The following is a 24,780-nucleotide window of genomic DNA, read 5'->3' on the forward strand; positions in this document are numbered from 1 at the left end:
TGTTTCTTCGTGCGTTTCGTGTGGGCTGTTGTCGCGTTCGTCCTGGCGACCGTCATGATCGGGGCGGGCATCGCGCAGCGTACGATCCTGCGCGGACCCGAGAGCGTCACCGAGTCCGTGACGGTGTCGGGCGACGCGCCGTTCACCCTCATCGACGGCTCCGTCCTCACGTCCCACCCGGGTGCGCAGTCGCTCAGCGTGCAGGGCACCGGAACGGTGTTCGCCGCGTACGGCCGGTCATCCGACGTGACGGCGTGGCTCGCACGCACCGACTACACCCGGCTCGGCGTCGATGAGGAGGGTGCGATCACGACGACCGAGGTCGCCGCGGCATCCGCTCCCGCCCCGGGCGCCGACGGGGTGGTTCCCGCTATGCCGTCGCCCGTCGGGTCGGACCTCTGGCTCGAGGAGTTCCAGCGCGACGGAGCCTTGACCACGTCGCTGCAACTGCCGCAGGAGATGAGCGTTCTCGTCGCCTCCGACGGTTCCAGCCCTGCGCCGGCAGACATCCAGGTGACATGGCCGATCGAGTCCAACACACCGTGGGCTGGTCCGCTGATCGTCGGCGGCGGGATTCTCCTCGCCTTCGGCATCGTCATGTACGCCCTCGGCTGGCGGCATCTCCGCCGGTCGCGCGGCCCGCGACGGAAGGGCCTTCCCATGACCGCCACCCAGCCCATCGACCTCACCGTGGACGACGAGGCGAAGGGCGTCATCTCGTCGACACCGCCGCGTCGACGGCTGACCCGCGGCCGTCAGGCGTTGCTCGCCGTTCCGCTCGTGTCGATCGTGGCGCTGTCGGGGTGCTCGGCCGATGCCTGGCCGCAGCTCGCACCCAGTCCGACGCCGTCGCCGACGGCGACGGTCGTCGCGGACCCCGACCAGGCACCTCCGGCTGTCACGCAGCAGCAGGCAGAGCGCATTCTGACGCGCATCGCCGAGGATGTCTCGACGGCGGACGCGAGCGCCGACTCCGCGCTTGCGGCTACGCGTCTCGCGGGCCCGGCCCTCGCCGAGCGCGAGACGAACTACACGCTTCGCTCCAAGATCGCCGACCGCGCGCCGCTGCCTCCCGTGCCCGCCGAGCCCCTCGAGATCCTGCTGCCCGAGACTTTCGAGAAGTGGCCCCGGACGTTCCTCGCCGTCGTCGAGGGAGGCGAGGGCGCGGCTGACACGATCATGACCGTCAGCCAGCAGGATCCCTGGTCCAACTACAAGCTCGGGTACATCGCCGAGCTCGCCACGGACTCCTTCCCCGAGCTCGCCCCCGCCTATCTCGGCGCGGCCCAGGTCGCTCCCGATTCGCCGTTCCTGGTGCTGCCGCCACAGGATCTCGCGGCGGCGTACGCCGACCTCCTCACGAACGGCGACGCGAGCCCCTACGCGCGGCTGTTCGAAGCGGAGGGCGACGCCTTCCGTGCGGGTGTCGCGTCCAATCGCGAGCAGATCCTCAACGACTTCAACCAGACCGGTGCCGAGACCGGGACCGTGTCGTTCACGACCCAGGCCGGCACCCAGACGCCGATCGCGCTCCAGACCCTCGAGAGCGGAGCGGTCGTCGCGGTGACGATCACGGAGGACCACACGTTCACCCCGAGCAACCCGGACGCCGTGATCAACGTGCCGGACACCAACCCTGTCGCAAGCGCTCTGACGGGCGTCTCGCAGTCGTCGACCGGATTCACCACGACGTACGCCGACCAGCTCTTCTTCTTCGTGCCCGGTGCGGGCTCCTCCGAGCCGATCCAGTTCCTCGGCTACCGTTCCAATGTCCTCTCAGCGAAGGTTGTCTGAATGAGCGATCCGTCCCCCAGCTCCGTGCTCCGCGGAGCCCTCGACCTGTCGTCGTTGCGAAACCGCCCCTCGGCGGCTGCGCCGACCGGCCCCGCAGCCGCCGCCGAACCGCCGTCGGGCGGCACGTCTCGTCTGATCTTCGACGTGACCGACCAGACGTTCGGTGATGTGCTCGAGCTCTCGCGCACCGTTCCGGTCGTCGTCGATCTGTGGGCCGAGTGGTGCGGTCCCTGCAAGCAGCTGAGCCCGGTTCTGGAGAAGGTCGTCACCGAGCTCGCCGGCCGGGTCGTGCTGGCGAAGGTCGACGTCGACGCGAACCCGCAGCTGGCGCAGGGATTCCGGGCGCAGTCGATCCCGATGGTGGTCGCGCTCGTCGCCGGACAGCCGGTGCCTCTGTTCACCGGCGCCGTGCCCGAGCAGCAGGTGCGCGAGGTCTTCGCGCAGCTGCTCCAGCTCGCCGGCCAGCACGGGGTCACCGGGACCGTTCCGGTGGACGACGCGACGGAGGCCTCGGAGGAGGCCGTCGAGCCGCCCCTGCCGCCGCTGCACGCCGAGGCCTTCGCCGCGATCGAGGCTGGTGACTATCCGCGCGCCATCAGCGCCTACGAGCGCGCGTTGGCGGAGAACCCGCGCGACGCAGACGCGCAGGCCGGCCTCGGGCAGGTCAAGCTGCTCGATCGGGTGCAGGGCGTGGACCTCGGCGAGGCGCGCGCTGCGGCGGCGGCCGCTCCGCATGACGTCCAGGCTCAGCTGCGCGTGGCCGACCTCGACGTCGCCGGCGGCCACGTCGACGACGCGTTCGCACGCCTGCTCGATCTCTTCGCCGCGGTCGACGGCGACGCGCGCACGACCGTGCGCGACCGGCTGCTCGAGCTCTTCGGCCTCGTCGGCGACGCCGACCCGCGTGTTCTCGCGGCGCGGCGGCGCCTCACCTCGCTGATGTTCTGACACGAACGAGACGGGGCCCGGGGCTCTCACCGTGGGTGAGTGGCCCCGGGCCCCGTCTCGTCTCAGTCGCGTGGGTCTTCGGCCACGCCGGGTTCGTGGTGCAGCCAGAGCACACCCAGCGGCGGGATCACCATGGTCGCGCGGCCATCGCGCGCGTGGACGGCGCCGAAGTTGCCGACGCCGGAACCGCCGTACTGCTCTGCATCGCTGTTGAGGACCTCCCGCCATGCACCGTCTGCGGGCAGTTCCAGCGTGTAGTCGTGCAGCGGCACACCCGAGAAGTTGCAGATGACCGCGACCGTGTTGCCGTGGTGATCGCGACGGGTGAACGCCATCACGTTCGGGTTCCAGTTCGGCGCGCCGAGTCGGGAGAAGGCCGCGCCGTCGGAATCGCGAGCCCACAGGGCCGACTGCTCCCGGTGGGCGCGGTTCATGTCGGCGACGAACGTGTGGAGTCCGCGGTGAGCGGGCTGATCCAGCATCCACCAGTCGAGCTCGCGCGACTCGGACCATTCCGACATCTGGCCGAACTCCTGGCCCATGAAGAGCAGCTGCTTGCCCGGGTGGCCCCACATGTATGCGAGGTAGGCGCGCATGTTGGCCAGCTTCTGCCAGTGATCGCCGGGCATGCGCGTGAATAGGCTGCCTTTGCCGTGCACGACCTCGTCGTGGCTGATGGGCAGGACGAAGTTCTCACTGAAGGCGTAGACGAACGAGAACGACAGCTCACCCTCGTGGTGGCCGCGGTACATCGGGTCGCGCTTGATGTACTGCAGCGAGTCGTTCATCCAGCCCATGTTCCACTTGAACCCGAAACCGAGGCCGCCGTGCTCGGTGGGCGCGGTCACACCGGGGAAGCTCGTCGACTCCTCGGCGATCATCGCGATGCCCGGATAGCGCTTGTAGGAGGTCGCGTTGACTTCCTGGAGGAACGAGATCGCTTCGAGGTTCTCGCGTCCGCCGTGGATGTTCGGCTCCCACTGTCCTTCCTCGCGCGAGTAATCGAGGTAGAGCATCGAAGCCACGGCGTCGACCCGGAGGCCGTCGACGTGGAACTCCTCGAACCAGTAGAGCGCGTTCGCGACGAGGAAGTTCCGCACTTCGTTGCGGCCGTAGTCGAAGATCAGGGTTCCCCAGTCGCGGTGCTCGCCGCGGCGGGGATCCGGGTGCTCGTAGAGCGGCTGCCCGTCGAAGCGGGCGAGCGCGAACGCGTCCTTCGGGAAGTGTCCGGGCACCCAGTCCATGATGACCCCGATGTCCGCCTGGTGCAGCCGGTCGATGAGGTAGCGCAGGTCGTCGGGGGAGCCGAAACGGCTCGTGGGGGAGTAGTACCCCGACACCTGGTATCCCCACGACCCGCCGAACGGATGCTCGGCCAGCGGCAGGAACTCCACATGCGTGAAGCCCTGCTCTCGGACATAGTCGATGAGCTGGTCGGCCGCATCGCGGTAGCCGAGGCCAGTGCGCCACGAGCCGAGGTGCACCTCGTAGACCGACATCGGCTGCGAGACGGGCGTCGAGGTGCCGCGACGCTCGAGCCACGCGGCATCCTCCCACTCGTACATGCTCTCGGCGACGATCGACGCCGTCGCGGGAGGAACCTCCGACTGGCGGGCCATGGGGTCGGCCTTGTCGATCCAGGCGCCGTCCGCGGTGAGGATCTGGAACTTGTACACGGTGCCGGCCGTCAGGCCCGGCACGAAGAGCTCCCAGACACCGGAATCGCCCATCGAGCGCAGCGCGTGTCCCTGCCCGTCCCACCCGTTGAAGTCTCCGATGACCCGAACCGCTCGCGCGTTGGGCGCCCAGACGGTGAACGAGACCCCCGGCACGCCGTTGTGGATGCGGACGTGGGCGCCGAGGACGCGCCAGAGCTCTTCGTGACGACCCTCACGGATGAGATGCAGATCGAGTTCGCCGATCGTCGGCAGATGACGGTAGGGGTCATCCGCCACCCAGGCCGGCGCGTCGTCGTAGGTCGCGACGACGCGGTAGGCCTCGGGGCGTTCGTCGAGCGTCGCTTCCCACACCCCGCCGCGAAGGTGGCGGAACGACGACTCCGGCTGCTTCGCGAACACCGCGGTCACCGTGCGGGCCAGCGGTCGCCGAACGCGGATCAGCCAGCCGTCCGCCGTCTGATGGACACCGAGCACGTCGTGGGGTGCGTGGTACGAACCGGTGGCGACCGAATCGAGAACGTGGTCTGCGGGGGCGTTCATCGGCGTTCCTTCACGTGGAGGATGTGCACCGGCTCGACGAAAGCATCGAGGCGCACATAGTTGTGGTCGGTCCAGGTCCAGACCGATCCGCTGAGCAGGTCTTCGACCTCGTACTCGTCGCCCGGTGCCACACCCCACACGGAGGTGTCGAGGTGCACCGTCGTCTCGCGTGCCGAGTGGGGGTCGACGTTGACGACGACCAGGACGGTGTCGGCCTGCCCGTCGGCGGTGAGCGCACCGGGCAGATGCTTCGAGAACACCACGATCGCGTCGTCGTCGGACCAGTGGAACGACAGGTTGCGCAGCTGCCGGAGCGCGGGGTGCGCACGCCGGATCTCGTTGAGCCGGGTCAGGAAGGGAGCGAGTGATTCGCCCCGCGCCTCGGCGCCTGCCCAATCGCGGAGCTTGTACTCGTACTTCTCGTTGTCGATGTTCTCTTCCGAGCCGGGACGGGCGACGTTCTCGACGAGCTCGTATCCCGCGTAGACGCCATACGAGGCGCCCGCCGTCGCCGCGACAGCGGCGCGGATCTTGTAGGCCGGACGCCCCCCGTACTGCAGGTACTCGGTGAGGATGTCGGGAGTGTTCACGAAGAGGTTCGGCCGCATGAAGTCGGCCGTGTCGTGGGCGACGGAGGTGAGGAACTCCTCGAGCTCCTCCTTCGTGTTGCGCCAGGTGAAGTACGAATAGCTCTGCTGGAACCCGGCCATCGCCAGCCCCTGCATCGGCGCGGGGCGAGTGAACGCCTCGGCCAGGAAGACGACGCCGGGGGTCTCGTCGGCGACGGTCGCGATGAGCCACTCCCAGAACTGCAGGGGCTTGGTGTGCGGATTGTCGACGCGGAAGATGCGCACGCCCTGTGCGATCCAGTGCCGGACGACGCGCAAGACCTCGGCGCGGATGCCGTCCGGGTCGTTGTCGAAGTTGATCGGGTAGATGTCCTGGTACTTCTTCGGGGGGTTCTCGGCGTAGGCGATGGAACCGTCGGGGAGAGTGGTGAACCACTCGGGGTGCTCGGAGACCCACGGGTGGTCGGGCGACGCCTGCAGCGCGAGGTCGAGCGCGACCTCGAGGCCGGCGTCGGAGGCGGCGGCGACGAAGCCGCGGAAGTCCTCGAGGGTCCCGAGATCGGGGTGCACCGTGTCGTGGCCGCCCTCCGGGCCGCCGATCGCCCAGGGGGACCCGGGATCGTTCGGTCCCGCGGTGAGCGTGTTGTTGGGACCCTTGCGGTGGGTGCGCCCGATCGGATGGATCGGCGGCAGGTAGAGCACATCGAACCCCATCGCAGCGACCGCGGGCAGACGGTCCCGCGCGGTGACGAAGCTGCCGCTGCGGACGGAGCCGTCGGCGAGGCGTTCGGCGCCCTCGGACCGGGGGAAGAACTCGTACCAGGCACCGACGCCCGCGCGCTCACGCTCGACGAGGAGCTCGTGCTCGTCGCCGACCGTCACCAGCGACTGCAGCGGACGGTCGGCGAAGACGCGGGCGATCTCGGCGTCGCGGACCACCGTGAGCGCGTCGACGGCGTCGGCCGCGGCATCCCGAAGCCTCGACGCGGCTTTCTCGAGAAGCTTGCGCTCGGCGGCGGGACGTGACTTCTCAGCGGCGGCGCGGCTCATCAGCTGGGCTCCCGCCTCGCGCATGAGGTCGACGTCGACGCCGGCCGCGATCTTGATCGCCGCGGCGTGCTGCCACGTGGCGAAGTCGTCGCCGAACGCTTCGAACCGGAATCGCCACACGCCCTCGGTCAAAGGGGCGATGAGGACGGACCACCGGTCGAACCCGTCGTTGAGCGGCGTCAGACGGTGCAGTGACTCGCGGCCATCCGGCGCGGTGAGCCTCAGATGCACGCCGATCGCGTCGTGGCCCTCGCGGAACGCCGTGACCCGGAACGGCACGGCCTCGCCTGCGAAGGCGGACGGACGGAACCGATCGCCGGGGACCGCGGGGGCGGGTCGCTGGAGCGGAATGCGTCCGGTGACGGTGTCGCCGATCGAGGGAACGGGTGCTGCGGGCCGGCCGGGGATCTCGCCGGTGCTGCGGAACGGGACGGGTGAGGTCGTGCGCGTCGTTGATGCCACGGCTCGAACCTATCGCGGTGGGCGAGATCGAAAAACGGGCTTGCGCCTTACTCGGCTCTGAGCAAATGCAACGTCGGCCCGGAGAGGGCGAGACGCTCGCCCGGGGCGAACCGTTCGTGGCGGGCGCGGGGGTGTTCGTCGGCGCTCGACCACAGCGAGACGAACGAGGTCGCCGTCCCGACCGATGGCAGCACGACCTCCGAGTCTGCTTCACGGCCGTGGATCACCAGGAGTATGCAGTTGTGCGGTTCGTGCGCCGGCGTGGAGGTCGCGACGTACTGAAGCGTGCGCTGTTCGGGGTCGGTCCAGGTGCTCTGCGTCATGGGCTGGCCCTCGGCGTCGAACCAGTGCATGACGGAGGCTTCGGGAATCTCGTCCTCGGGGTCGGCGTAGCGCACCGGCCGCAACGCCGGGTTCTCCGCCCGCAGCCGCGTGAGCGTACGCACATGCGCGAGCAGGTCGACCTGCCAGTCCGCCAGCTGCCAATCGACCCAGGTGAGGGCGCTGTCGTGGCAGTACGCGTTGTTGTTGCCCAGCTGCGTACGCCCCATCTCGTCTCCCGCCGTCAGCATCGGCACACCGGCAGAGAGCAGGAGGGTCCCAACGAGGTTGCGCATCGTGCGGCGGCGCGCGGTCAGGATGTTCTCGAGTGAGGTCTCGCCCTCCGCGCCGTGGTTGAACGAGCGGTTCGTGTCGGCGCCGTCGCGGCCCTGCTCACCGTTGGCGTCGTTGTGCTTGACGTCGTACGAGACGAGGTCGCGCAGGGTGAAGCCGTCGTGGGCGGTGATGAAGTTCACGCCGGCGAGGGGTCCTCGTTCCGCGCCGAAGAGCGGTGCGGAACCGGCGAGGTGGGTGGCGAGGCCTCCGACACCGGCGGGCGAGGTGCCGGCGCGCCGCAGATAGTCGATGTCACTGAGCCAGAAGTTGCGGATGCCGTCGCGGTAGCGGTCGTTCCACTCCTGCCACCCGTCGCCGAACCCACCGGTGTGCCACCCGCCGAGTCCGATGTCCCAGGGCTCGGCGATGATCTTGTCGTCGCGGAGCACCGGGTCTTCGGCGATGGCGCGCAACAAGGGGTGTTCCGGATCGAACACGTGCTCACCGTCGCGACCGAGCGTGACGGCGAGGTCAAAGCGGAACCCGTCGATCTGCACGTCCTCGCTCCAGTACCGCAGCGAGTCGAGGATCAGACGTGCGGCGGCATCGGTCGAGGTGTCGACGGCGTTGCCACATCCGGTCACATCGATGTACGCCCCATCGTCTCGCTGGCGGTAGTAGGCGCGGTTGTCGATTCCCCGGAAGCTCGAGCGCGGCCCCCCGAGCTCGAGTTCGGCGGTGTGGTTGTAGACCACGTCGAGGATGACCTCGATACCGGCCGCGTGCAGTGCCCGCACCGTGCGCTTGAGCTCTTTCAGGACGGCCGTCGGCCCGCCGCGGCGGGCATCCTGCGTGGCGTAGGCCGCGTGAGGAGCGAAGAAGCCGAGCGTGTTGTAGCCCCAGTAGTTGGCCAGTCCGAGCGCGAGCAGACGGGGCTCGCTCTCGAACGCGTGGATGGGGAGCAGCTCGACGCTCGTGACTCCGAGCGCTTGCAGGTGATCGATCATGGCCGGGTGACCGAGGCCCGCGTACGTGCCGTGCAGCGCCGGCGGGATGTCGGGATGCCGTTTCGTCAGTCCTTTGACGTGCGCCTCGTAGATGACCGTGCGATCGCGGGGAATCCGCGGTTTGCGGATGCCGCCCCAGTCGAACGCCGGATCGACCACGACCGAGCGATGATCGCCGGGGGCGCCCGAGACGACGCCTCGGCCGTACGGATCGAGCAGGAGCGTCTCGGGGTTGAACACGTCTCCCGGACCGTGGGGTCCGTCCACGCGCAGCGCATAGCGCACTCCGGGGCGCAGTGTCTCGACGTGCGCCTCCCAGATACCGCCTCCGACGGGCGACAGCGGGCGCTCGTCGACCGCCCAATCGAGATCGTGATCGTCGAACAGCACCACATCGATCGTCGTCGCCCGCTCCGACCACACGCGGATCGTGCCGCCGTCGTCGCGGATGGTGACGCCGAGGTCGGTGAATCGGGAATCGTGCAGTCCGGCCGGGCTGATGCTGTCGGGCATGCGATCTACAGTAATGAGCGACGGTGAACGCTCGGGGAGGTGCAATGGTCGTCTATCTCGATCACGCTGCGACGACCGCGCTCCGACCCGAGGCGCGCGACGCGTGGTTGGCGGCGCACGAGACGCTCGGCAACGCTTCGTCGGTACACGGCGCCGGGCAGGCCGCGCGCCGTCTCCTCGAGGATGCCCGCGACGCGGTCGCGGCGGCGCTCGGCTGCGAGCCGATCGAGGTCGTTCTCACATCCGGCGGCACGGAGGCCGTCAATCTGGCGGTCAAGGGTCTCTGGCTCGCGGCCGAGGGCGTGCCGGCGGGCCCGATCGTGCTGCCCGACGGCGAGCATCACGCGACCATCGACGCCGTCGCCTGGCTCGCAGCCCGCTGGGGCGCTACCGTGCGGTCCGTCGGGCTCGACGACGTCGGCCGGATCGATCCGCGGCGGTTCGCGGCGGCACTGCCCGGAGCCGTCCTCGCGACCGCCCTCGTCGCCAACAACGAGGTCGGGACGCGCAATGACCCGGCGGCACTCGCCGCTGCGGCGCGGGGTGCGGGGGTCCCTCTGCATCTCGATGCGGTCGCGGCCCTCGGCGCTGTCCACCTCGACTTCGCCTCCTGGCGGGGCGCGGGCTCGGGTCCTGGCGGGCTGGTGGCGATGTCGGTGTCCGGACACAAGGTCGGTGCCCCCGTGGGCACGGGCGCGCTCGTCGTCTCGCGTCACGCGCAGCTCACGCCTCTGGCCCACGGCGGCGGTCAGCAGCGCGGGCTGAGAGCGGGTACGCCCGATGTCGCCGGCGCCGCGGCGTTCGCCGCGGCGTTGGGAGCCGCCGAAGCCGACCGCACACGTGAGACGCGCAGGCTCACGATGCTTCGCGACCGTCTCATCGACGGCATCCGTTCGCTCGTACCCTCGGCCGAGATCCTCGGTGACCTCGGCGATCGACTTCCGGGCAACGTGCACGTGCTCTTCCCGGGCACGATCGGCGAGACGCTCCTCTTTCTGTTCGACACCGTCGGAGTCGCCGTGTCGACCGGATCGGCCTGTCAGGCCGGGGTCACGGAACCCTCCCACGTGGTTCTCGCGTTGGGACGTGACGCTGACGACGCACGTGCGGTACTGCGTCTCACGCTGGGGCGAACCAGTACGGACGCGGATGTCGACGCTTTCCTCGCTGCGCTTCCCGAGGTGCACCGACGTGCGGTCGCCGCCCGCGCCGGTCGCGCAGCCCGTACGTAGACTGGACAGATGCGAGTACTGGCTGCCATGAGTGGAGGCGTCGACTCGGCGGTGGCCGCTGCCCGAGCCGTCGACGCCGGCCACGACGTCGTGGGCGTGCATCTCGCCCTGTCTCGCGCGGGCGGCACTCTCCGCGCCGGAAGTCGCGGCTGCTGCACGATCGAAGACGCGATGGATGCGCGCCGTGCCGCTGATCTGCTCGGCATCCCCTTCTACGTCTGGGACTTCTCGGAGCGCTTCCGCGACGATGTCATCGACGATTTCGTCTCGGAGTATCGCGCGGGTCGCACACCGAATCCGTGCATGCGCTGCAACGAGAAGATCAAGTTCGCGGCGCTGCTCGAGCGCGCGATCGAGCTCGGCTTCGACGCTGTGTGCACCGGTCACTATGCGCTGCTGGTCGATGGTCCCGACGGGCGCGAGCTGCACCGCGCGTCGGATGCCGCGAAGGACCAGTCGTACGTCCTCGGCGTGCTCACCGCCGATCAGCTCGCTCACACGTACTTCCCCCTCGGTGCGACGCCGTCGAAGGCCGAGGTGCGTGCGGAGGCTGCGGAGCGCGGGCTGACAGTGGCGCAGAAGCCGGACAGCCACGACATCTGCTTCATTCCCGACGGCGACACCCGGGGGTGGCTCGCCGAGAAGGTCGGGGCCGAGGCCGGGGAGATCGTCGATCGCACGGGCACGGTGATCGGGCGTCACGAAGGCGCCCACGCGTTCACCGTGGGTCAGCGCCGCGGCCTGCAGCTGGGAGTGCCGGCGCCTGACGGCAAGCCCCGCTTCGTGCTCGAGGTGCGTCCGGTCGACAACCGTGTCGTGGTGGGTCCGAAGGAGGCGCTGGCGACCGCCGAGATCGCGGGCGCCCGCTTCACGTGGGCCGGTCGCGCACCGAGCCAGCGGACCTTCTCGTGTGAAGTGCAGATCCGCGCTCATGCCGAGCCGGTGCCGGCGCGGGCCGAGATCACGGCGAGCGAGATCGTCGTGGTGCCGGAGACGCCCTTCGACGGTGTGGCGCCGGGTCAGACGGCCGTCATCTACGACGGCACCCGCGTGCTCGGACAGTTCACGATCGACCGGACCGTCTCGGCCGTTCCGGTCGACGCCTGATCGATCCGGCGGCTGCGCGGAGCGCGTCGTCGAGCTCGGTGTAGCGGAACCGGTATCCCGAATCCAAGAGCCGTTCCGGCGTGACCCAGCGGCTCTTCAGGATGAGTTCCGGCTCGGTGCGCAGCACCCACATGGCGGGTTCGAGCATCCACCGCCAGGAGGGGATCCCGATCGGCATGCCCACGATCGACCGCAGCTGGCGCATGAGAGTGCGGTTGTCCGACGCGTGCGGGCTCACGACGTTCAGGACCCCGGTGATGTCGTCGTGCGCGTCGACCCAGCGCAGGGCGCCTACGACGTCATCGATGTGCACCCAGCTGAAGCGTTGGCGTCCACGGGTGCGGTGCCACGGCGCCGGGCCGCCGGTGGGATCATCACCGATTCCGCGGTAGCGGCGATGCGGGATGATCGGGCCGTCGATCTGCGGCCCGCCGAGGCCGAGGCGTGCCAACGTCAGCAGCATCGCGGTCGCCGGCCCCGGGCCGAGGACGATGGCCATCCGCAGGGCGACGCGGCGGGTCCCGGGCAGCTCGCCGCGAAAGAACGACGCCTCCCATGCCCGCGCGACATCGACGGAGAAACCGGTGCCCAGCTCTCCATCGGACTCGGAGTTCGGGCGGTCGACGGCGTGGCGGTAGATGGTCGCCGTCGAGGCGTTCACCCACAGTCGCGGAGGCCGCTCAGCGCGTCCGACGGCTTCGGAGAGTGCCCGCGTGGTCGCCACGCGCGATCGCAGGATCTCGTCTCGGTTGCCATCGGTGTAGCGGCAGTCGACCGACTTGCCCGCGAGGTTGATCAGCAGATCCGCGCCGTTCACGAGGCAGTCGATACCGGCGGAATCGGCCCACGTGGTGCCGGAAGTTCGACCGATGATGTCGACGGTGTACCCATCGGCCGTGAGCGCGTCGACGACGGCCGCGCCGATGAATCCGGAGGCGCCGGCGACGACGGCGCGGTGTCGGGTGTCGTTCATGACGCCATCGTAGTAGTTTCTGAACATGTTCAGTGCAGCTGCGACACCTCATGTCAGCCGCCCCTCCGTGTACGAGCGAGCGCTCGGCGACGGGCTGAAGCGGATGCCACCCGTGCTTCAGGTGTACTTCGGCCCGATCGCCGACGGGTGCGCGGGCGTCGGGCACGGCATCTATGACGAAGCGGGGTACTGCGGCCCGCTGTGGCTGCGCCCCGTGATGCGCCTGTTCGCGGGGAGAGGTGTGATGTTCCCGGAGGACGGCACCGATGTCCCGTTCGTGATCACGAACACGCCACGACCCGACGGGTCGTTGCGCGGGAAGCGCGACTTCCTCTTCGCCACCGCGCGGCGGCGGATGGTCGACGCGATGACGAGCGCACGACCGGGCGAAATCGTCGACCGATTGGGGCGCCGGGGCGCACTGGAGATACGACTGCGCGCCGAGGCCGATACGACCGGGATGCGCCTGCGGTCGACCGGGATCGCCGCGCGGCTCGGGGTTCTGCGTCTGCCCTTCCCGCCGGTAGCCCGGGTGACGGTGACGGAGACGTCGGACCCCGCGGATGCCGCGGCGCAACGTGTCGACGTGAGGGTGCGGGCCTGGCTCGTGGGGGAACTCTTCCGCTACCGCGGCTCGTTCACGTACCGCATCCGGCAACTCGACGGGAAGCCCGGCTGGAGCGTCGTGCCCCCTGCCTAGACTGACCACGTGGCAGACGGAGAACTCCCCGAGATCACTCTCGACGAAGCGCGCGCGGAAGCGCGTGACCTGATCGAACGGATCACCGCGGCGCGCGATGCCTACTACGGCCGCGACGCCGAGGTTGTCGATGACGCGACGTACGACGGCTGGATGCGCCGGCTCGAGGCGCTCGAGAGGTGGCATCCCGAACTGCAGTCCCAAGACTCGCCGACCCAGACCGTCGGCGCCGCCGAGTCGACCCTGTTCGCCCCGGTCACGCACGCCGAACGCATGCTGAGTCTCGACAACGTCTTCTCGCCCGAAGAACTGACCGACTGGTGCATGAAGGCATCAGCCTCTGCCGGACGCCCGGTGCGCTGGCTCTCCGAGCTCAAGATCGATGGGCTCGCGATCAGCCTGCGCTACGAGAATGGCGTGCTGACGTCTGCTGCGACCCGCGGCGACGGGCGCGTCGGCGAGGACGTGACCGTCAACGCGCTGCGCGTCGCCGGCATCCCGCAACGACTCGCGGGCTCGGGACACCCTTCCCTCGTCGAGGTCCGCGGCGAGATCTTCATCCCCGTCGCCGAGTTCGCTCAGCTCAACGCGCTCCAGGCGGCCATGCGCGACCGGGTGGTCGATGAGGCCCGCTCCCGTTCCCGGGCGTTCGACGAGGAGCGCGCGCGTACCAGCGCCGAGCGACGCTTTCCGGCTTTCGCGAACCCCCGCAACGCGGCCAGCGGTGGCCTGCGGCAGCAGCTCGACAAGAAGACCGGGCTCGAACTGGAGGCCTCGGAGGCCCGTGTCCGCTCGCTCCGCCTGTACGTCCACGGGATCGGCGCGTGGCAGAACCCGCCGGTGTCGTCGCAGAGCGAGATCTACACGCTCCTCGCCGAGTGGGGGCTTCCGATCAGTCCCCACTCGCAGACCCACGAGAGCATCCAGGGGGTGCTCGACTACGTTGAACACTTCGGCGAGAACCGGCACAGCGTCGAGCACGAGCTCGACGGCGTCGTCGTGAAGATCGATGAGTTGGCGCTGCACGACGAGCTCGGTGCGACGAGCCGGGCGCCGCGGTGGGCGATCGCATACAAGTACCCGCCCGAACAGGTCAACACCAAGCTGCTCGACATCGTCGTCTCGGTCGGCCGCACGGGGCGAGCCACTCCCTTCGCGGTGATGGCACCGGCTCGCGTCGCGGGGAGCGTGGTGCGCCAGGCGACGCTGCACAACCAAGACGTCGTCCGCGCGAAGGGCGTCCTCATCGGCGACACGGTCGTGTTGCGGAAGGCGGGCGATGTGATCCCCGAGGTGCTCGGACCGGTGGTCGAGCTGCGCAACGGCACCGAACGTGCGTTCGTGATGCCCGCCGACTGCCCCGAGTGCGGGTCGCCGCTGCGCCCCGCCAAGGAGGGCGACATCGACCTCCGGTGTCCCAACGCACGCTCGTGCCCCGCACAGGTGCGGGGCCGCGTCGAGCACGTCGGCTCGCGGGGTGCGCTCGACATCGAGGCGCTGGGCGAGGTGACGGCGGCGGCGCTGACGCAGCCGCTGGGGGAGGCCGAGCCTCCGCTCGTGACCGAAGCGGCTCTCTTCGAGCTCACTCTCGACCAGCTGGTGCCGATCGAGGTCATCGTGCGCGACTCCGAGACCGGCGAACCGCGCGTCGACGACACGACGGGCGAACCGGTGCGGCGAGCTCCCTTCCGGCGCAACCCCTCGGCTGCGGAGAAGAAGGAGGGGCTGACCGGTCCGCAGCCGTCGGCTCAGGCGCTCAAGCTCCTCGACGAGCTCGAGAAGGCGAAGACGAAGGAGCTCTGGCGGTTCCTCGTCGCGCTCAGCATCCGCCATGTCGGTCCGGTCGCGGCTCGTGCGCTCGCGCAGTGGTTCGGCTCGATCGCGGCGATCCGAGCGGCGACGCGCGACGAGCTCGCGGCGGTCGAGGGTGTGGGCGGCATCATCGCGGACTCGCTGATCGATTGGTTCGGGGTCGACTGGCACCGCGAGATCGTCGAACGGTGGGAGGCAGCCGGAGCCCGTCTCGAAGTGCCGGGGCACCCGGGTCCGGGCGCCGCTGTCGTCGAGGGAGGAGTGCTCGAAGGAATCACGGTCGTGGCGACCGGATCCCTCGAGGGCTATACCCGCGAGGGCGCCCAGGAGGCGATCCTCGCTGCCGGCGGTAAGGCTGGCTCGTCCGTCTCGAAGAAGACCGACTTCGTCGCCGCCGGGCCGGGCGCGGGCTCGAAGCTGGCGAAGGCCGAACAGCTGGGCGTGCGAATCATCGACGCCGCGCAGTTCCGCGTCCTCGTCGAGCAGGGGCCGGCCGCTCTCGGGTCCTGACTCGCGGTCGACTCCGCACCCCGCCCGGGCTGCGTCAGCCCGCGAGCAGTCGATCCCTGACCTGGCGGCGGAGGACCTTGCCGATCATCGATTTCGGCAGTTCGTCCACCACGACGACCCTGCGCGGCACCTTGTACGGGGTGAGGATGCCGCGGCAGAAGTCGCGGACGTCGCCCTCGTCGATCGTCGCCCCGGGCACCGCGACGACGGCGGCGACGACGTCCTCGCCCGAATGCTCGCTGGGGAGGCCCACCACCGCGGCATCGGCGATCTGCGGATGCTGGCGCAGCGCGATCTCGACCTCGGTCGGGGCGACGTTGAACCCGCCGGTGATGATGAGCTCCTTGATCCGATCGACGATGCGCACGAAGCCCGCCTCGTCGATCGTGACGATGTCGCCGGTGCGGAACCAACCGTCGACGAAGACCTTCTCGGTTTCCTCGGGCTTTCCGTAGTAGCCCGAGAACACCTGCGGACCCCGCACCAGAAGCTCACCGCGACCGCCGGGCTCGACGTCGCGTGTCGGTTCGTCAGGATCCACCACGCGGCACTCGGTGCCGGGAAGCGGCAATCCGACCGTCCCGGGCACACGGTTGTCCGCGACCGGATTGGCCATGAGAACCGGCGAACATTCCGAGAGGCCGTATCCCTCGACGAGGTATCCACCGGTCGATGCCTCGAACGGGACGACGAGTTCGTGGGGGAGCGCCATAGCGCCCGAGATGGCGACCTGCGTTCCCGCGAGGGAGACACCGGCCTCGTCCGCCGCCGCGAGCAGACGCTCGGCGATCGGAGGCACCAGGGGCAGGAGTGTGGCCGGATGCCGCTTGTGGACGGCGAGCACGAGGGCTGGATCGAACTTCGGGAAGAGCACGAGCCGGGCGCCCATCGACATGGCGAAGGTGAGACAGAGCGTGAGGCCGTACGCGTGGAACATCGGTAGCACGGCGTAGACCACGCAACCCTCGCCGCGCTCGATCGTCGGCGTCCACGCCTGCGCCTGCGCGGCGTTGGCCAAGAGGTTGCGATGGGTGAGGGCGGCGCCCTTGGGGTTTCCGGTCGTTCCGCTGGTGTACTGGATGAGCGCGAGATCTCCCGTCGTCGGGCCCACGTGGCTCGCCGGCAGGGGGTCGTGTCGTTCGGCATCCGACCAGAAGCCGTAAACGCGGTTTCGGGGCACCGGAGAGGTGAGCGCCTCGCGAGACTCCCGCGCTTTCGCGATGGGAAGCCGGAGCGCCGCCCGCATGCCGAGCGGCATCGCCGTGGTGATGTCCACGGAGATCACGGCGTTGAGTGCGAGATCGTCGGGGAAGTCCAGGAGCATCGAGACGAGCTTGTTCCAGACGATCGCGACCTTCGCGCCGTGGTCCTCGAACTGCTTGCGCATCTCACGCGGCGTGTAGAGCGGGTTGTGCTCGATGACGACGGCTCCGAGCCGCAGCACGGCGTAGAACGCGACGATGTGCTGGGGGCAGTTGGGCAGCACGATCGCCACCCGGTCGCCGCGGCGCACGCCTGCGTCCCTCAGATAGGCGGCCGCACGTTCGATGCGGTCCTGCAGCTGCCGGTATGACACGGTGCGCCCGAAGAACTCCAGGGCAGGAGCGTCGGGATGCTCCCGCGCCGACGTCGCGACGATGTCGACGAGTGAGCCCTCCATGGGCGGGAGATCGTCCGGCACCCCGTCGGCGTAGCTGGCGATCCAGGGACGTGGCGGGTCGTAGGTCGTCACGCTGACACCCTACGGGTCTCGTGCACGATCGGGCCCGAACTAGAATCGACGGGTGTCTGAAATCACCCCCGATCTCGTGCGCCACCTCGGCGTGCTCGCCCGGATCCAGCTGAACGACGAGGAGGTCGAGCGTCTCACCGGACAGCTCGACGCGATCGTCGACAACATCGCGAAGGTGTCGGAGGTGGCGACCCCGGATGTCCCGGCGACCAGCCACCCCATCGCCCTCGAGAACGTCTTCCGCGAGGATGTGCCCGGCGACATGCTCACGCTCGAACAGGTGCTCCAGAATGCACCCGAACGTGCGGACGACCGTTTCCGCGTGACGGCGATCCTGGGGGAGGAGCAGTGAGCGACATCATCCGTTCGAGCGCCGCCGAGCTGGCGGCGCGCCTGGCCGACGGAAGCGTCAGCAGCGTCGAGGTGACCCAGGCGCACCTCGACCGCATCGCCGCCGTCGACGGCGACGTGCATGCGTTCCTGCACGTCTCCGACCACGCGCTCCAGGTCGCAGGCGAGATCGATGCGCGCCGCGCCGCGGGAGATCCATTGGGCGAGCTGGCCGGCGTGCCCCTCGCGATCAAGGACGTTCTCGTCACGACCGACATGCCCTCGACCAGCGGATCGAGAATCCTCGAAGGCTTCATGTCGCCGTACGACGCGACGGTCGTCGCCCGCGCTCGCGCCGCCGGCCTCGTGCCCCTCGGCAAGACCAACATGGACGAGTTCGCGATGGGCTCGTCGACGGAGCACTCAGCGTACGGACCCACCCGCAACCCATGGGACCTCGAGCGCATCCCCGGCGGCTCGGGAGGCGGCTCCGCCGCGGCCGTCGCCGCTTTCGAGGCGCCCCTCGCTCTCGGGTCCGACACGGGAGGCTCGATCCGTCAGCCCGCGCACGTCACGGGCACGGTGGGAGTCAAGCCGACCTACGGCGGCGTCAGCCGATACGGCTCGATCGCCCTCGCCTCGAGCCTCGATCAGGTGGGTCCGGTCTCGCGCACCGTGCTCGACTCGGCGCTCCTGCACGACGTCATCGGCGGGCACGACCCGCACGACTCGACCTCGCTCGCCGACCGGTGGCCGTCCTTCGCCGCAGCGGCGCGAGAGGGTGCCCGCGGCGATGTGCTGCGCGGGCTCAGAATCGGTGTCATCCGCGAGCTGGCCGACGTGGGCTTCCAGCCCGGCGTGAGCGCGTCGTTCCGCGCGTCGCTGGCGGCTATGGAGGCGCAGGGGGCCGAGATCGTCGAGATCAGCGCACCCCACTTCGAGTACGGGGTGGCGGCCTACTACCTGATCCTCCCGGCCGAGGCATCCAGCAACCTCGCCAAGTTCGACTCCGTCCGCTTCGGGCTGCGCGTCGACGTGCCGGGCGGCACTGTCGAGGACGTCATGTCGGCGACGCGCGAAGCGGGCTTCGGCGACGAGGTCAAGCGACGGATCATCCTCGGTACGTATGCGCTGTCGGCGGGCTACTACGACGCCTACTACGGCAGTGCGCAGAAGGTGCGCACCCTCATCCAGCGCGACTTCGACGAGGCGTTCGCGCAGGTCGACGTCATCGCGACCCCGTCCGCACCCACGACCGCCTTCCGCCTCGGCGAGCAGATCGACGATCCGCTGCAGATGTATCTCAACGACGTCACGACGATCCCGGTGAACCTCGCCGGCGTCCCGGGGATCTCGATCCCGTCGGGGCTGTCCGAAGACGACGGCCTGCCGGTCGGCATCCAGTTCATCGCGCCTGCGCGCCAGGATGCACAGCTCTACCGTGTGGGCGCCGCGCTCGAGACTCTGCTCGTCGACAGCTGGGGTGGCCCGCTGCTCGACCGCGCACCGATCCTGGGAGGGGCACGCTGATGGCTGCCAAGGTCGCACTGATGGACTTCGACAAGGCGCTGGAGCTGTTCGAGCCGGTGCTCGGCTTCGAGGTGCACGTCGAGCTGAACACGCGCACGAAGATGTTCTCGCCGGCGGCGAACCCGGCTCACCCCGACAATCACGACGCGGCTCCGAACACCCTCGTCGCGCCGGTCGACATGGGCCTGCCCGGGGCACTCCCGGTCGTGAACGAGACGGCGATCCGGTCGTCGATCAGTCTGGGCCTGGCGCTCGGCTGCTCGATCGCTCCGTCGAGCCGGTTCGCGAGGAAGAACTACTTCTACCCGGACCTCGGCAAGAACTACCAGATCTCGCAGTACGACGAGCCGATCGCGTTCGAGGGCGCGGTCGAGGTGGAGCTGTCGGACGGAACGACCGTCACCGTCGACATCGAGCGGGCGCACATGGAAGAGGACGCGGGCAAGCTCACCCACATGGGAGGCGCCGCCGGCCGCATCCAGGGCGCGGAGTTCTCGCTCGTCGACTACAACCGTGCCGGCGTGCCTCTCGTCGAGATCGTGACGAAGCCGATCTTCGGCGCCGAGCACCGCGCGCCGGAGATCGCCAAGGCGTACGTGCGCACGATCCGCGACATCGTCATCGGCCTGGGCATCTCGGAGGCGCGCCTCGAGCGCGGCAACCTGCGATGCGATGCGAATGTCTCGCTGCGGCCACGGGGCCAGGAGAAGCTGGGCACCCGTACCGAGACGAAGAACGTCAACTCGATGCGCTCCGTCGAACGGGCGGTGCGCTACGAGATCCAGCGCCAGGCCGCCATCCTCGCCGAGGGCGGCACCATCACGCAGGAGACCCGGCACTGGCACGAAGACACCGGCACGACCTCGCCGGGGCGGCCGAAGTCGGATGCCGACGACTACCGGTACTTCCCGGAGCCCGATCTCCTGCCGGTAGCTCCTTCGCCGGAGTTGATCGAAGAGCTCCGTGCCGCCCTTCCCGAGCCGCCCGCGGCCCGGCGTCGCCGGCTTCAGGGCGAGTGGGGCTTCACCGATCTCGAGTTCCAGGACGTCGTCAACGGCGGTCTGCTCGCCGAGGTCGACGCCACGGTCGCGGCCGGCGCGTCGCCGGCCTCTGCACGGAAGTGGTGGACGGGTGAGATCACGCGCGTCGCGAATGCGCGTGGCGCGGAGCCGCAGTCTCTGGTCGCGCCCACCGACGTGGCGGCGCTCCAGAAGCTGGTGGATGCCGGCACGCTGACGGACAAGCTGGCCCGCCAGGTGCTCGAGGGTGTCATCGACGGCGAGGGATCTCCTCAGGATGTCGTCGACGCGCGCGGACTGGCCGTGGTCTCCGACGACGGCGCGCTGATCGCCGCGATCGACGAGGCCCTCGCCGCGCAGCCCGACGTCCTCGCGAAGATCAAGGACGGCAAGGTGCAGGCCGCGGGTGCGGTGATCGGTGCTGTCATGAAGGCGATGAAGGGTCAGGCCGACGCGGCGCGGGTGCGCGAACTGATCCTCGAGCGGGCGGCTCAGTAGCAGAGCGATCCGCACGACCCCGGCGGCGTCGTCGACTCCCTCCTCGTGAGGGGCGGCGGCGCCGCTTCGTCGCCCGAGCAGCGCCCGGTGTCGGTGGCACGGGCGAGAATGGAACCATGGGACGCGGAGACGGTTCGGGGCGCATCGTTTCGCCGCCCGACGCCGACGACACCGGCACGCGCATCCTCCACGTCGACATGGATGCGTTCTACGCGGCGGTGGCGGTGCTCGACGATCCGTCGCTCGCCGGCAAGCCCATCATCGTGGGCGGCGTCGAACGGCGCGGGGTTGTGTCGAGCGCCTCGTACGAGGCTCGTCGCTTCGGCGTGCGCTCGGCAATGCCGGTCGCACGTGCCCTGCAGCTCTGCCCGCAGGCCATCGTCGTGCCGACGACCTTCGAGCGGTACGCCGAGCTCTCACGCGGCGTGATGGAGATCTTCCGATCGATCACACCTCTGGTCGAGCCGCTGTCGATCGACGAAGCCTTCCTCGACGTGAGCGGTGCTCGTCGGCTCTGGGGGAGCCCGCGCGACATCGCTCAGCTCATCCGCGCACGTGTCTTGGACGAGACGGGCCTCACCTGCAGCGTCGGGGTCGCGGCGACCAAGCATGTCGCGAAGATGGCGTCGACGATCTCCAAGCCCGACGGTCTCCTCGTCGTCGCCGAGCACCAGACGCTCAGATTCCTGGCCGGACGGCCGGTCGGCGCTCTGTGGGGCGTCGGGCCGAAAGCAGTAGAGGCCCTTCTCACACGCGGCATCCGCACTGTCGCCGACGTTTGGGACACCCCCAGATCGGTGCTCGACCGCGCCCTCGGGCCCGCGATGGGCGAGCGTGTGTGGCATCTGTCGCGCGGGCACGATGCGCGGCAGGTCCAGACCGAACGGGCTGAAAAGAGCATCTCGCACGAGGAGACGTTCTCTCACGATGTCACCGATCTCACGGTGCTCCGTTCCGAACTCCGACGCCTGGCTGATCGGGTCGGCGCGCGGCTGCGCGCGGGTGGGTGGGAGGCCGGCACGGTGTCGATCAAGGTCCGTCTGAGCGACTTCTCGACGTACTCACGCTCGCAGACCCTGCCGCTCGCGACGAACGTCGGCCAACGGATCGGTTCGGCCGCCATTGATCTCCTCTCGACGGTCGAGCTGTCGCAACCGGTGCGACTCATCGGGGTGCGCGCCGAAAAGCTCCGACCCGACGGAACCGGCGGACTGACGCTCTGGGACGACGACGAGGAGTGGCGCCGCGTCGACGACGCGCTCGACGGAGCCCGCGCTCGCTTCGGTCGCGGCGCGGTCACGCGGGCGAGCGTGCTCGGGCCTCGACGCGACGTCGGCGCCATGCCCACCAACCCACGGCCCGACCACGATCACTGACACCTGTACCGCGAGCGCCGGAGGAGGGTACGGTGGGTCCATGCCCAACCTCGCACTCGAACTCGGCAAGCAGTCCGCGACCATCGGCGTCACCAGCGCTTACGGTGAGCAGCAGGATGTCGGTGGCATCACGCTCATCCCTGTCGCGTTGACGTGCAGTGGGTTCGGCGCGGGCGAGGACACCGAGGGCAACAGCGGCGGCGGTGGCGGCGGTTACGCCATTCCTGTCGGCGCGTACGTACGCAAGGGTGACGATCTGCGCTTCGAGCCGAACCTCGTCTCGCTGGTCGCCGTCGGCATTCCCTTCGTCTGGGTCGTGGGCCGCGCTCTCAGCCGTGTCATCCGCGCCCTCAAGAAGTAGGGCTGCCGCGCGCCTGACACCGGGCGCGCTCATCGAAAGCGTGCTGGGCGAATTGTCGCCGGGCGGTGTCGTGATCATCGACGGACGCAGCGGCGCCGGCAAGTCGACGCTGGCCCGTGAGCTCCAGCGGCGGTGGGCCACCCTGAGCACGACGCCCCAGCTTGTCGCGCTCGATGAGCTCTATCCCGGATGGGACGGTCTCGCGGCCGGCGCCGAGTACGCCGTCGCGCGCGTGCTCGCCCCCCGCCGTCACGGTGAGGCAGCGCGATGGCAGCAGTGGGACTGGGCTGAGGACCGTTACGGCGCTGAGCGTGTCGCGAACGCGGCCGACGCGATCATCCTCGAGGGGAGCGGCGCGTTGACGCCCGCGGCGGCGTCCTTCGCGGCGGTCACGATATGGCTGGACGCCCCGGCGGATGTGCGCAAGCAGCGCGCTCTGGCGCGTGACGGCGAAACCTACCGGCCGCACTGGGAACGCTGGGCGGCGCAGGAGCAGGACCACATATCCCGCAATGACCCTCGGAGCCTCGCGACGCATGTCGTCGAGCTCGCCTGATCACGCGTCGAGCGATTGCAGCAGCATCTCCTGCCGATAGCCGAGCCACTCGTAGACGTCGAAGCGCGGATCGCCGACAGGCATGATGCTCTCGTCACTGATTCCGATGCGCTCCGCGAGTACGAGACGAAGTCCCGCCAGGGTGCGCAGCCATGCGGTCTGCTCTCGCGCGTCGAGTGCGAGTGTCAGTATCGCCGCGGGCTCCGTGTCGCCCTCATGATCATGAGGGCTCGAGAGGGCCGCCAGCATCAGCCGGGCGTCCGCGGCCCGTGTGGCCGCCAGATCGTCGCGGGTGAGTTCACGGAACTCCGCCGCGGCATCCGGGTCGTCCGGATAGGCGTCAGGCGAGAGCCGTCGCGCCGCCGGGTCACGCGGGTCATCGGGCGTGGTGACGAGTTCGAGGTACTGCTCGACGAGCTCGCGGAGGTAGTCCGCCTCAGGGCGGGGTAGTCCGAAGACGACGGAAGGGGTCATTCGTTCCCCCGCCGCACGGTCGCCCAGAGGCCGAACTCATGCATCGCTCGCGTGTGGGCCTCCATCGCTTCACGCGGACCTTCCGCGACGATTGCGTGGCCATCGTGATGAACGGCGAGCATGAGCTGTGTCGCGCGGTCGCGCGAGTACCCGAAGTAGGTCCGGAACACATGGACGACGTATGACATCAGGTTCACGGGGTCGTTCCACACGACGGTCTGCCACGGTTCGTCTGGCGCGGCGCGAAGGTCGGTCTCGCGGTCCAGGTCGGGGAGCGCGGTGCTCATCATGCCCACCCCAGCTCGTGCAGGCGGTCGTCGTCGATTCCGTAGAAATGAGCGATCTCGTGGACGAGGGTGGTGTGGATCTCGTCGCGAAGGCCCGGAAGATCGTCGCAGGCGGCCAGGTGGGGTTCGCGGTAGACGATGATGCGATCCGGCAGTTCGCCCTGACCGTAGCGGTCACGCTCGGTGAGGGCGTAGCCGTCGTAGAGGCCCAGCAGGTCGAGGCTGCCGTCTTCGGGGCGGTCTTCGACGACGAAGATGACGTTGTCGAGCCCGTCGATCATGTCATCGGGCAATCGGTCGAGCTCGTCGGTGACGAGGAGTTCGAACTCTTCGACATCCATCTCGATCATCTGCACTCCCGGACCGGGGTGTTACGTGGGGTGGCTAACGGGACTTGAACCCGCGACCCCCGCGACCACAACGCGGTGCTCTACCAACTGAGCTATAGCCACCATGTCTCCCGGTGAAACCGGGCAACCCTACGATTGTATTACACGGATGGAGCGTACGACGACACGGCTGCCTCAGCGGCTGCCCGGGCCTCGTCGCTGGTGGGTCCGGGCTCGGCCACGAACACGGCGGAGCGGTAGTAAGCGAGTTCACGGATCGACTCTCGGATGTCGGCCAGCGCCCGGTGTCCGCCGTCCTTGGCCGGCGCCTGGAAGTAGGCGCGAGGGAACCAGCGTCGCGAGAGTTCTTTGATGCTCGAGACGTCGACGTTGCGGTAGTGCAGCCAGGAGTCGACACGCGGCATGTACTTCGCGAGGAACATACGGTCGGTGCCGATGGTGTTGCCCGCCAGCGCGGCCTTCCCCTCGGGAACGAAGCGCTGGATGTACTCGAGCACGGCGGTCTCGGCATCAGCGAGCGCCACGCCCGAGTCGAGTTCGGACAGCAGCCCCGAGGTCTCGTGCATCGCGGTGACGAAGTCGCCCATGTTCGCCCGTGCGGCCTCGCTCGGACGGATGACGAGCTGGAAACCCGGGTCGAGCGGTCGGAGCTCGTAGTCCGTGACGATGACGGCGACCTCGACGAGCTCGTCGACGCTGAGATCCAGCCCCGTCATCTCGCAATCGATCCATACGAGACGGTCGTTCTCGGCTGTTCCCACCATGTCGCCCATC

General features: G+C 69.3%; 21 protein-coding genes and 1 tRNA gene. 12 read left to right on the forward strand and 10 right to left on the reverse strand.

The window, feature by feature from the left end; translation table 11 throughout:
• Positions 1–9 precede the first annotated feature (9 nt).
• On the forward strand, positions 10–1,794 hold the full coding sequence (locus tag QUC20_RS07730) for a DUF8094 domain-containing protein (protein WP_289331422.1): 1,785 nt from the start codon (positions 10–12) through the stop codon (positions 1,792–1,794).
• Positions 1,795–2,742, forward strand: a complete 948-nt coding sequence (locus QUC20_RS07735) for a tetratricopeptide repeat protein (RefSeq protein ID WP_289331423.1) — start codon at positions 1,795–1,797, stop codon at positions 2,740–2,742. It abuts the gene before it with no gap.
• 62 nt (positions 2,743–2,804) lie between these two features.
• Here QUC20_RS07735 and glgB read toward each other — a convergent pair whose 3' ends face one another.
• The 3 genes from glgB to glgX are packed head-to-tail and all read right to left on the reverse strand — an operon-like array spanning position 2,805 to position 9,159.
• Positions 2,805–4,961 (reverse strand): 1,4-alpha-glucan branching protein GlgB, encoded by a 2,157-nt coding sequence (glgB, locus tag QUC20_RS07740; RefSeq protein ID WP_289331424.1) that lies wholly within the window; start codon positions 4,959–4,961, stop codon positions 2,805–2,807.
• Positions 4,958–7,042, reverse strand: a complete 2,085-nt coding sequence (locus QUC20_RS07745; RefSeq protein ID WP_434543660.1) for an alpha-1,4-glucan--maltose-1-phosphate maltosyltransferase — start codon at positions 7,040–7,042, stop codon at positions 4,958–4,960. The genes glgB and QUC20_RS07745 overlap by 4 nt, the downstream gene beginning before the upstream one ends.
• Before the next feature lie 47 nt (positions 7,043–7,089).
• On the reverse strand, positions 7,090–9,159 hold the full coding sequence (gene glgX, locus QUC20_RS07750) for a glycogen debranching protein GlgX (RefSeq protein ID WP_289331425.1): 2,070 nt from the start codon (positions 9,157–9,159) through the stop codon (positions 7,090–7,092).
• A 44-nt stretch (positions 9,160–9,203) separates the two neighbouring features.
• Between glgX and QUC20_RS07755 the strand changes: the two genes are divergently transcribed.
• Both QUC20_RS07755 and mnmA read left to right on the forward strand, forming a co-directional pair.
• On the forward strand, positions 9,204–10,391 hold the full coding sequence (locus QUC20_RS07755) for a cysteine desulfurase family protein (protein ID WP_289331426.1): 1,188 nt from the start codon (positions 9,204–9,206) through the stop codon (positions 10,389–10,391).
• Between the two features lie 9 nt (positions 10,392–10,400).
• Positions 10,401–11,498 carry a tRNA 2-thiouridine(34) synthase MnmA gene (mnmA, locus tag QUC20_RS07760; protein WP_289331427.1) on the forward strand — a complete coding sequence of 366 codons (1,098 nt, stop codon included), beginning with the start codon at positions 10,401–10,403 and terminating at the stop codon, positions 11,496–11,498.
• On the opposite strand, the gene QUC20_RS07765 is transcribed toward mnmA, so the two are convergent.
• Complete coding sequence (locus QUC20_RS07765; RefSeq protein WP_289331428.1) at positions 11,455–12,471, reverse strand: epimerase; 1,017 nt, start codon at positions 12,469–12,471, stop codon at positions 11,455–11,457. The two genes, mnmA and QUC20_RS07765, sit on opposite strands and share 44 nt — an antisense overlap.
• Before the next feature lie 25 nt (positions 12,472–12,496).
• On the opposite strand from QUC20_RS07765, the gene QUC20_RS07770 reads away from it, so the two are divergent.
• A complete protein-coding gene (locus QUC20_RS07770) occupies positions 12,497–13,171 on the forward strand; it encodes a DUF4166 domain-containing protein (protein ID WP_289331429.1) in 675 nt (224 codons plus the stop codon).
• Between the two features lie 9 nt (positions 13,172–13,180).
• Complete coding sequence (gene ligA / locus QUC20_RS07775) at positions 13,181–15,493, forward strand: NAD-dependent DNA ligase LigA (RefSeq protein WP_289331430.1); 2,313 nt, start codon at positions 13,181–13,183, stop codon at positions 15,491–15,493.
• Positions 15,494–15,527: 34 nt separating this feature from the next.
• On the opposite strand, the gene QUC20_RS07780 is transcribed toward ligA, so the two are convergent.
• The gene (locus QUC20_RS07780; protein WP_289331431.1) at positions 15,528–17,225 is read right to left on the reverse strand and encodes a long-chain-fatty-acid--CoA ligase; all 1,698 of its coding nucleotides are present in this window, start codon (positions 17,223–17,225) and stop codon (positions 15,528–15,530) included.
• 52 nt (positions 17,226–17,277) lie between these two features.
• Between QUC20_RS07780 and gatC the strand changes: the two genes are divergently transcribed.
• The 6 genes from gatC (at position 17,278) to QUC20_RS07810 (ending at position 22,895) form a co-directional block, all read left to right on the forward strand.
• Positions 17,278–17,577, forward strand: coding sequence for an Asp-tRNA(Asn)/Glu-tRNA(Gln) amidotransferase subunit GatC (gene gatC / locus QUC20_RS07785; protein WP_120262676.1), 300 nt, complete (start codon positions 17,278–17,280; stop codon positions 17,575–17,577).
• On the forward strand, positions 17,574–19,085 hold the full coding sequence (gene gatA / locus QUC20_RS07790) for an Asp-tRNA(Asn)/Glu-tRNA(Gln) amidotransferase subunit GatA (RefSeq protein WP_289331432.1): 1,512 nt from the start codon (positions 17,574–17,576) through the stop codon (positions 19,083–19,085). The genes gatC and gatA overlap by 4 nt, the downstream gene beginning before the upstream one ends.
• Positions 19,085–20,602, forward strand: coding sequence for an Asp-tRNA(Asn)/Glu-tRNA(Gln) amidotransferase subunit GatB (gatB, locus tag QUC20_RS07795; protein WP_120262674.1), 1,518 nt, complete (start codon positions 19,085–19,087; stop codon positions 20,600–20,602). Before gatA ends, gatB begins: the two co-directional genes overlap by 1 nt.
• 116 nt (positions 20,603–20,718) lie before the next feature.
• Positions 20,719–21,978, forward strand: coding sequence for a DNA polymerase IV (dinB, locus tag QUC20_RS07800; protein WP_120262673.1), 1,260 nt, complete (start codon positions 20,719–20,721; stop codon positions 21,976–21,978).
• 40 nt (positions 21,979–22,018) lie between these two features.
• The gene (locus QUC20_RS07805; RefSeq protein WP_120262672.1) at positions 22,019–22,339 is read left to right on the forward strand and encodes a hypothetical protein; all 321 of its coding nucleotides are present in this window, start codon (positions 22,019–22,021) and stop codon (positions 22,337–22,339) included.
• Positions 22,340–22,379: 40 nt separating this feature from the next.
• Complete coding sequence (locus QUC20_RS07810) at positions 22,380–22,895, forward strand: AAA family ATPase (protein WP_289331433.1); 516 nt, start codon at positions 22,380–22,382, stop codon at positions 22,893–22,895.
• Here the strand turns inward: QUC20_RS07810 and QUC20_RS07815 are convergent, their stop codons facing one another.
• From QUC20_RS07815 to orn, 5 genes are all read right to left on the reverse strand, one after another.
• On the reverse strand, positions 22,896–23,369 hold the full coding sequence (locus QUC20_RS07815) for a DUF2017 family protein (RefSeq protein WP_120262671.1): 474 nt from the start codon (positions 23,367–23,369) through the stop codon (positions 22,896–22,898).
• Positions 23,366–23,656: an ATP-dependent Clp protease adapter ClpS gene (clpS, locus tag QUC20_RS07820; RefSeq protein ID WP_289331434.1), complete on the reverse strand. Its 291-nt coding sequence runs from the start codon at positions 23,654–23,656 to the stop codon at positions 23,366–23,368. Before clpS ends, QUC20_RS07815 begins: the two co-directional genes overlap by 4 nt.
• On the reverse strand, positions 23,656–24,006 hold the full coding sequence (locus QUC20_RS07825) for a metallopeptidase family protein (protein ID WP_120262669.1): 351 nt from the start codon (positions 24,004–24,006) through the stop codon (positions 23,656–23,658). Before QUC20_RS07825 ends, clpS begins: the two co-directional genes overlap by 1 nt.
• A 26-nt stretch (positions 24,007–24,032) precedes the next feature.
• A tRNA-His gene (locus tag QUC20_RS07830) sits at positions 24,033–24,108 on the reverse strand.
• A gap of 38 nt (positions 24,109–24,146) precedes the next feature.
• Positions 24,147–24,770: an oligoribonuclease gene (orn, locus tag QUC20_RS07835; protein WP_120262668.1), complete on the reverse strand. Its 624-nt coding sequence runs from the start codon at positions 24,768–24,770 to the stop codon at positions 24,147–24,149.
• Between the last annotated feature and the right edge of the window lie 10 nt (positions 24,771–24,780).

Source organism: Microbacterium arborescens (genome assembly GCF_030369635.1).
GTDB lineage: Bacteria > Actinomycetota > Actinomycetes > Actinomycetales > Microbacteriaceae > Microbacterium.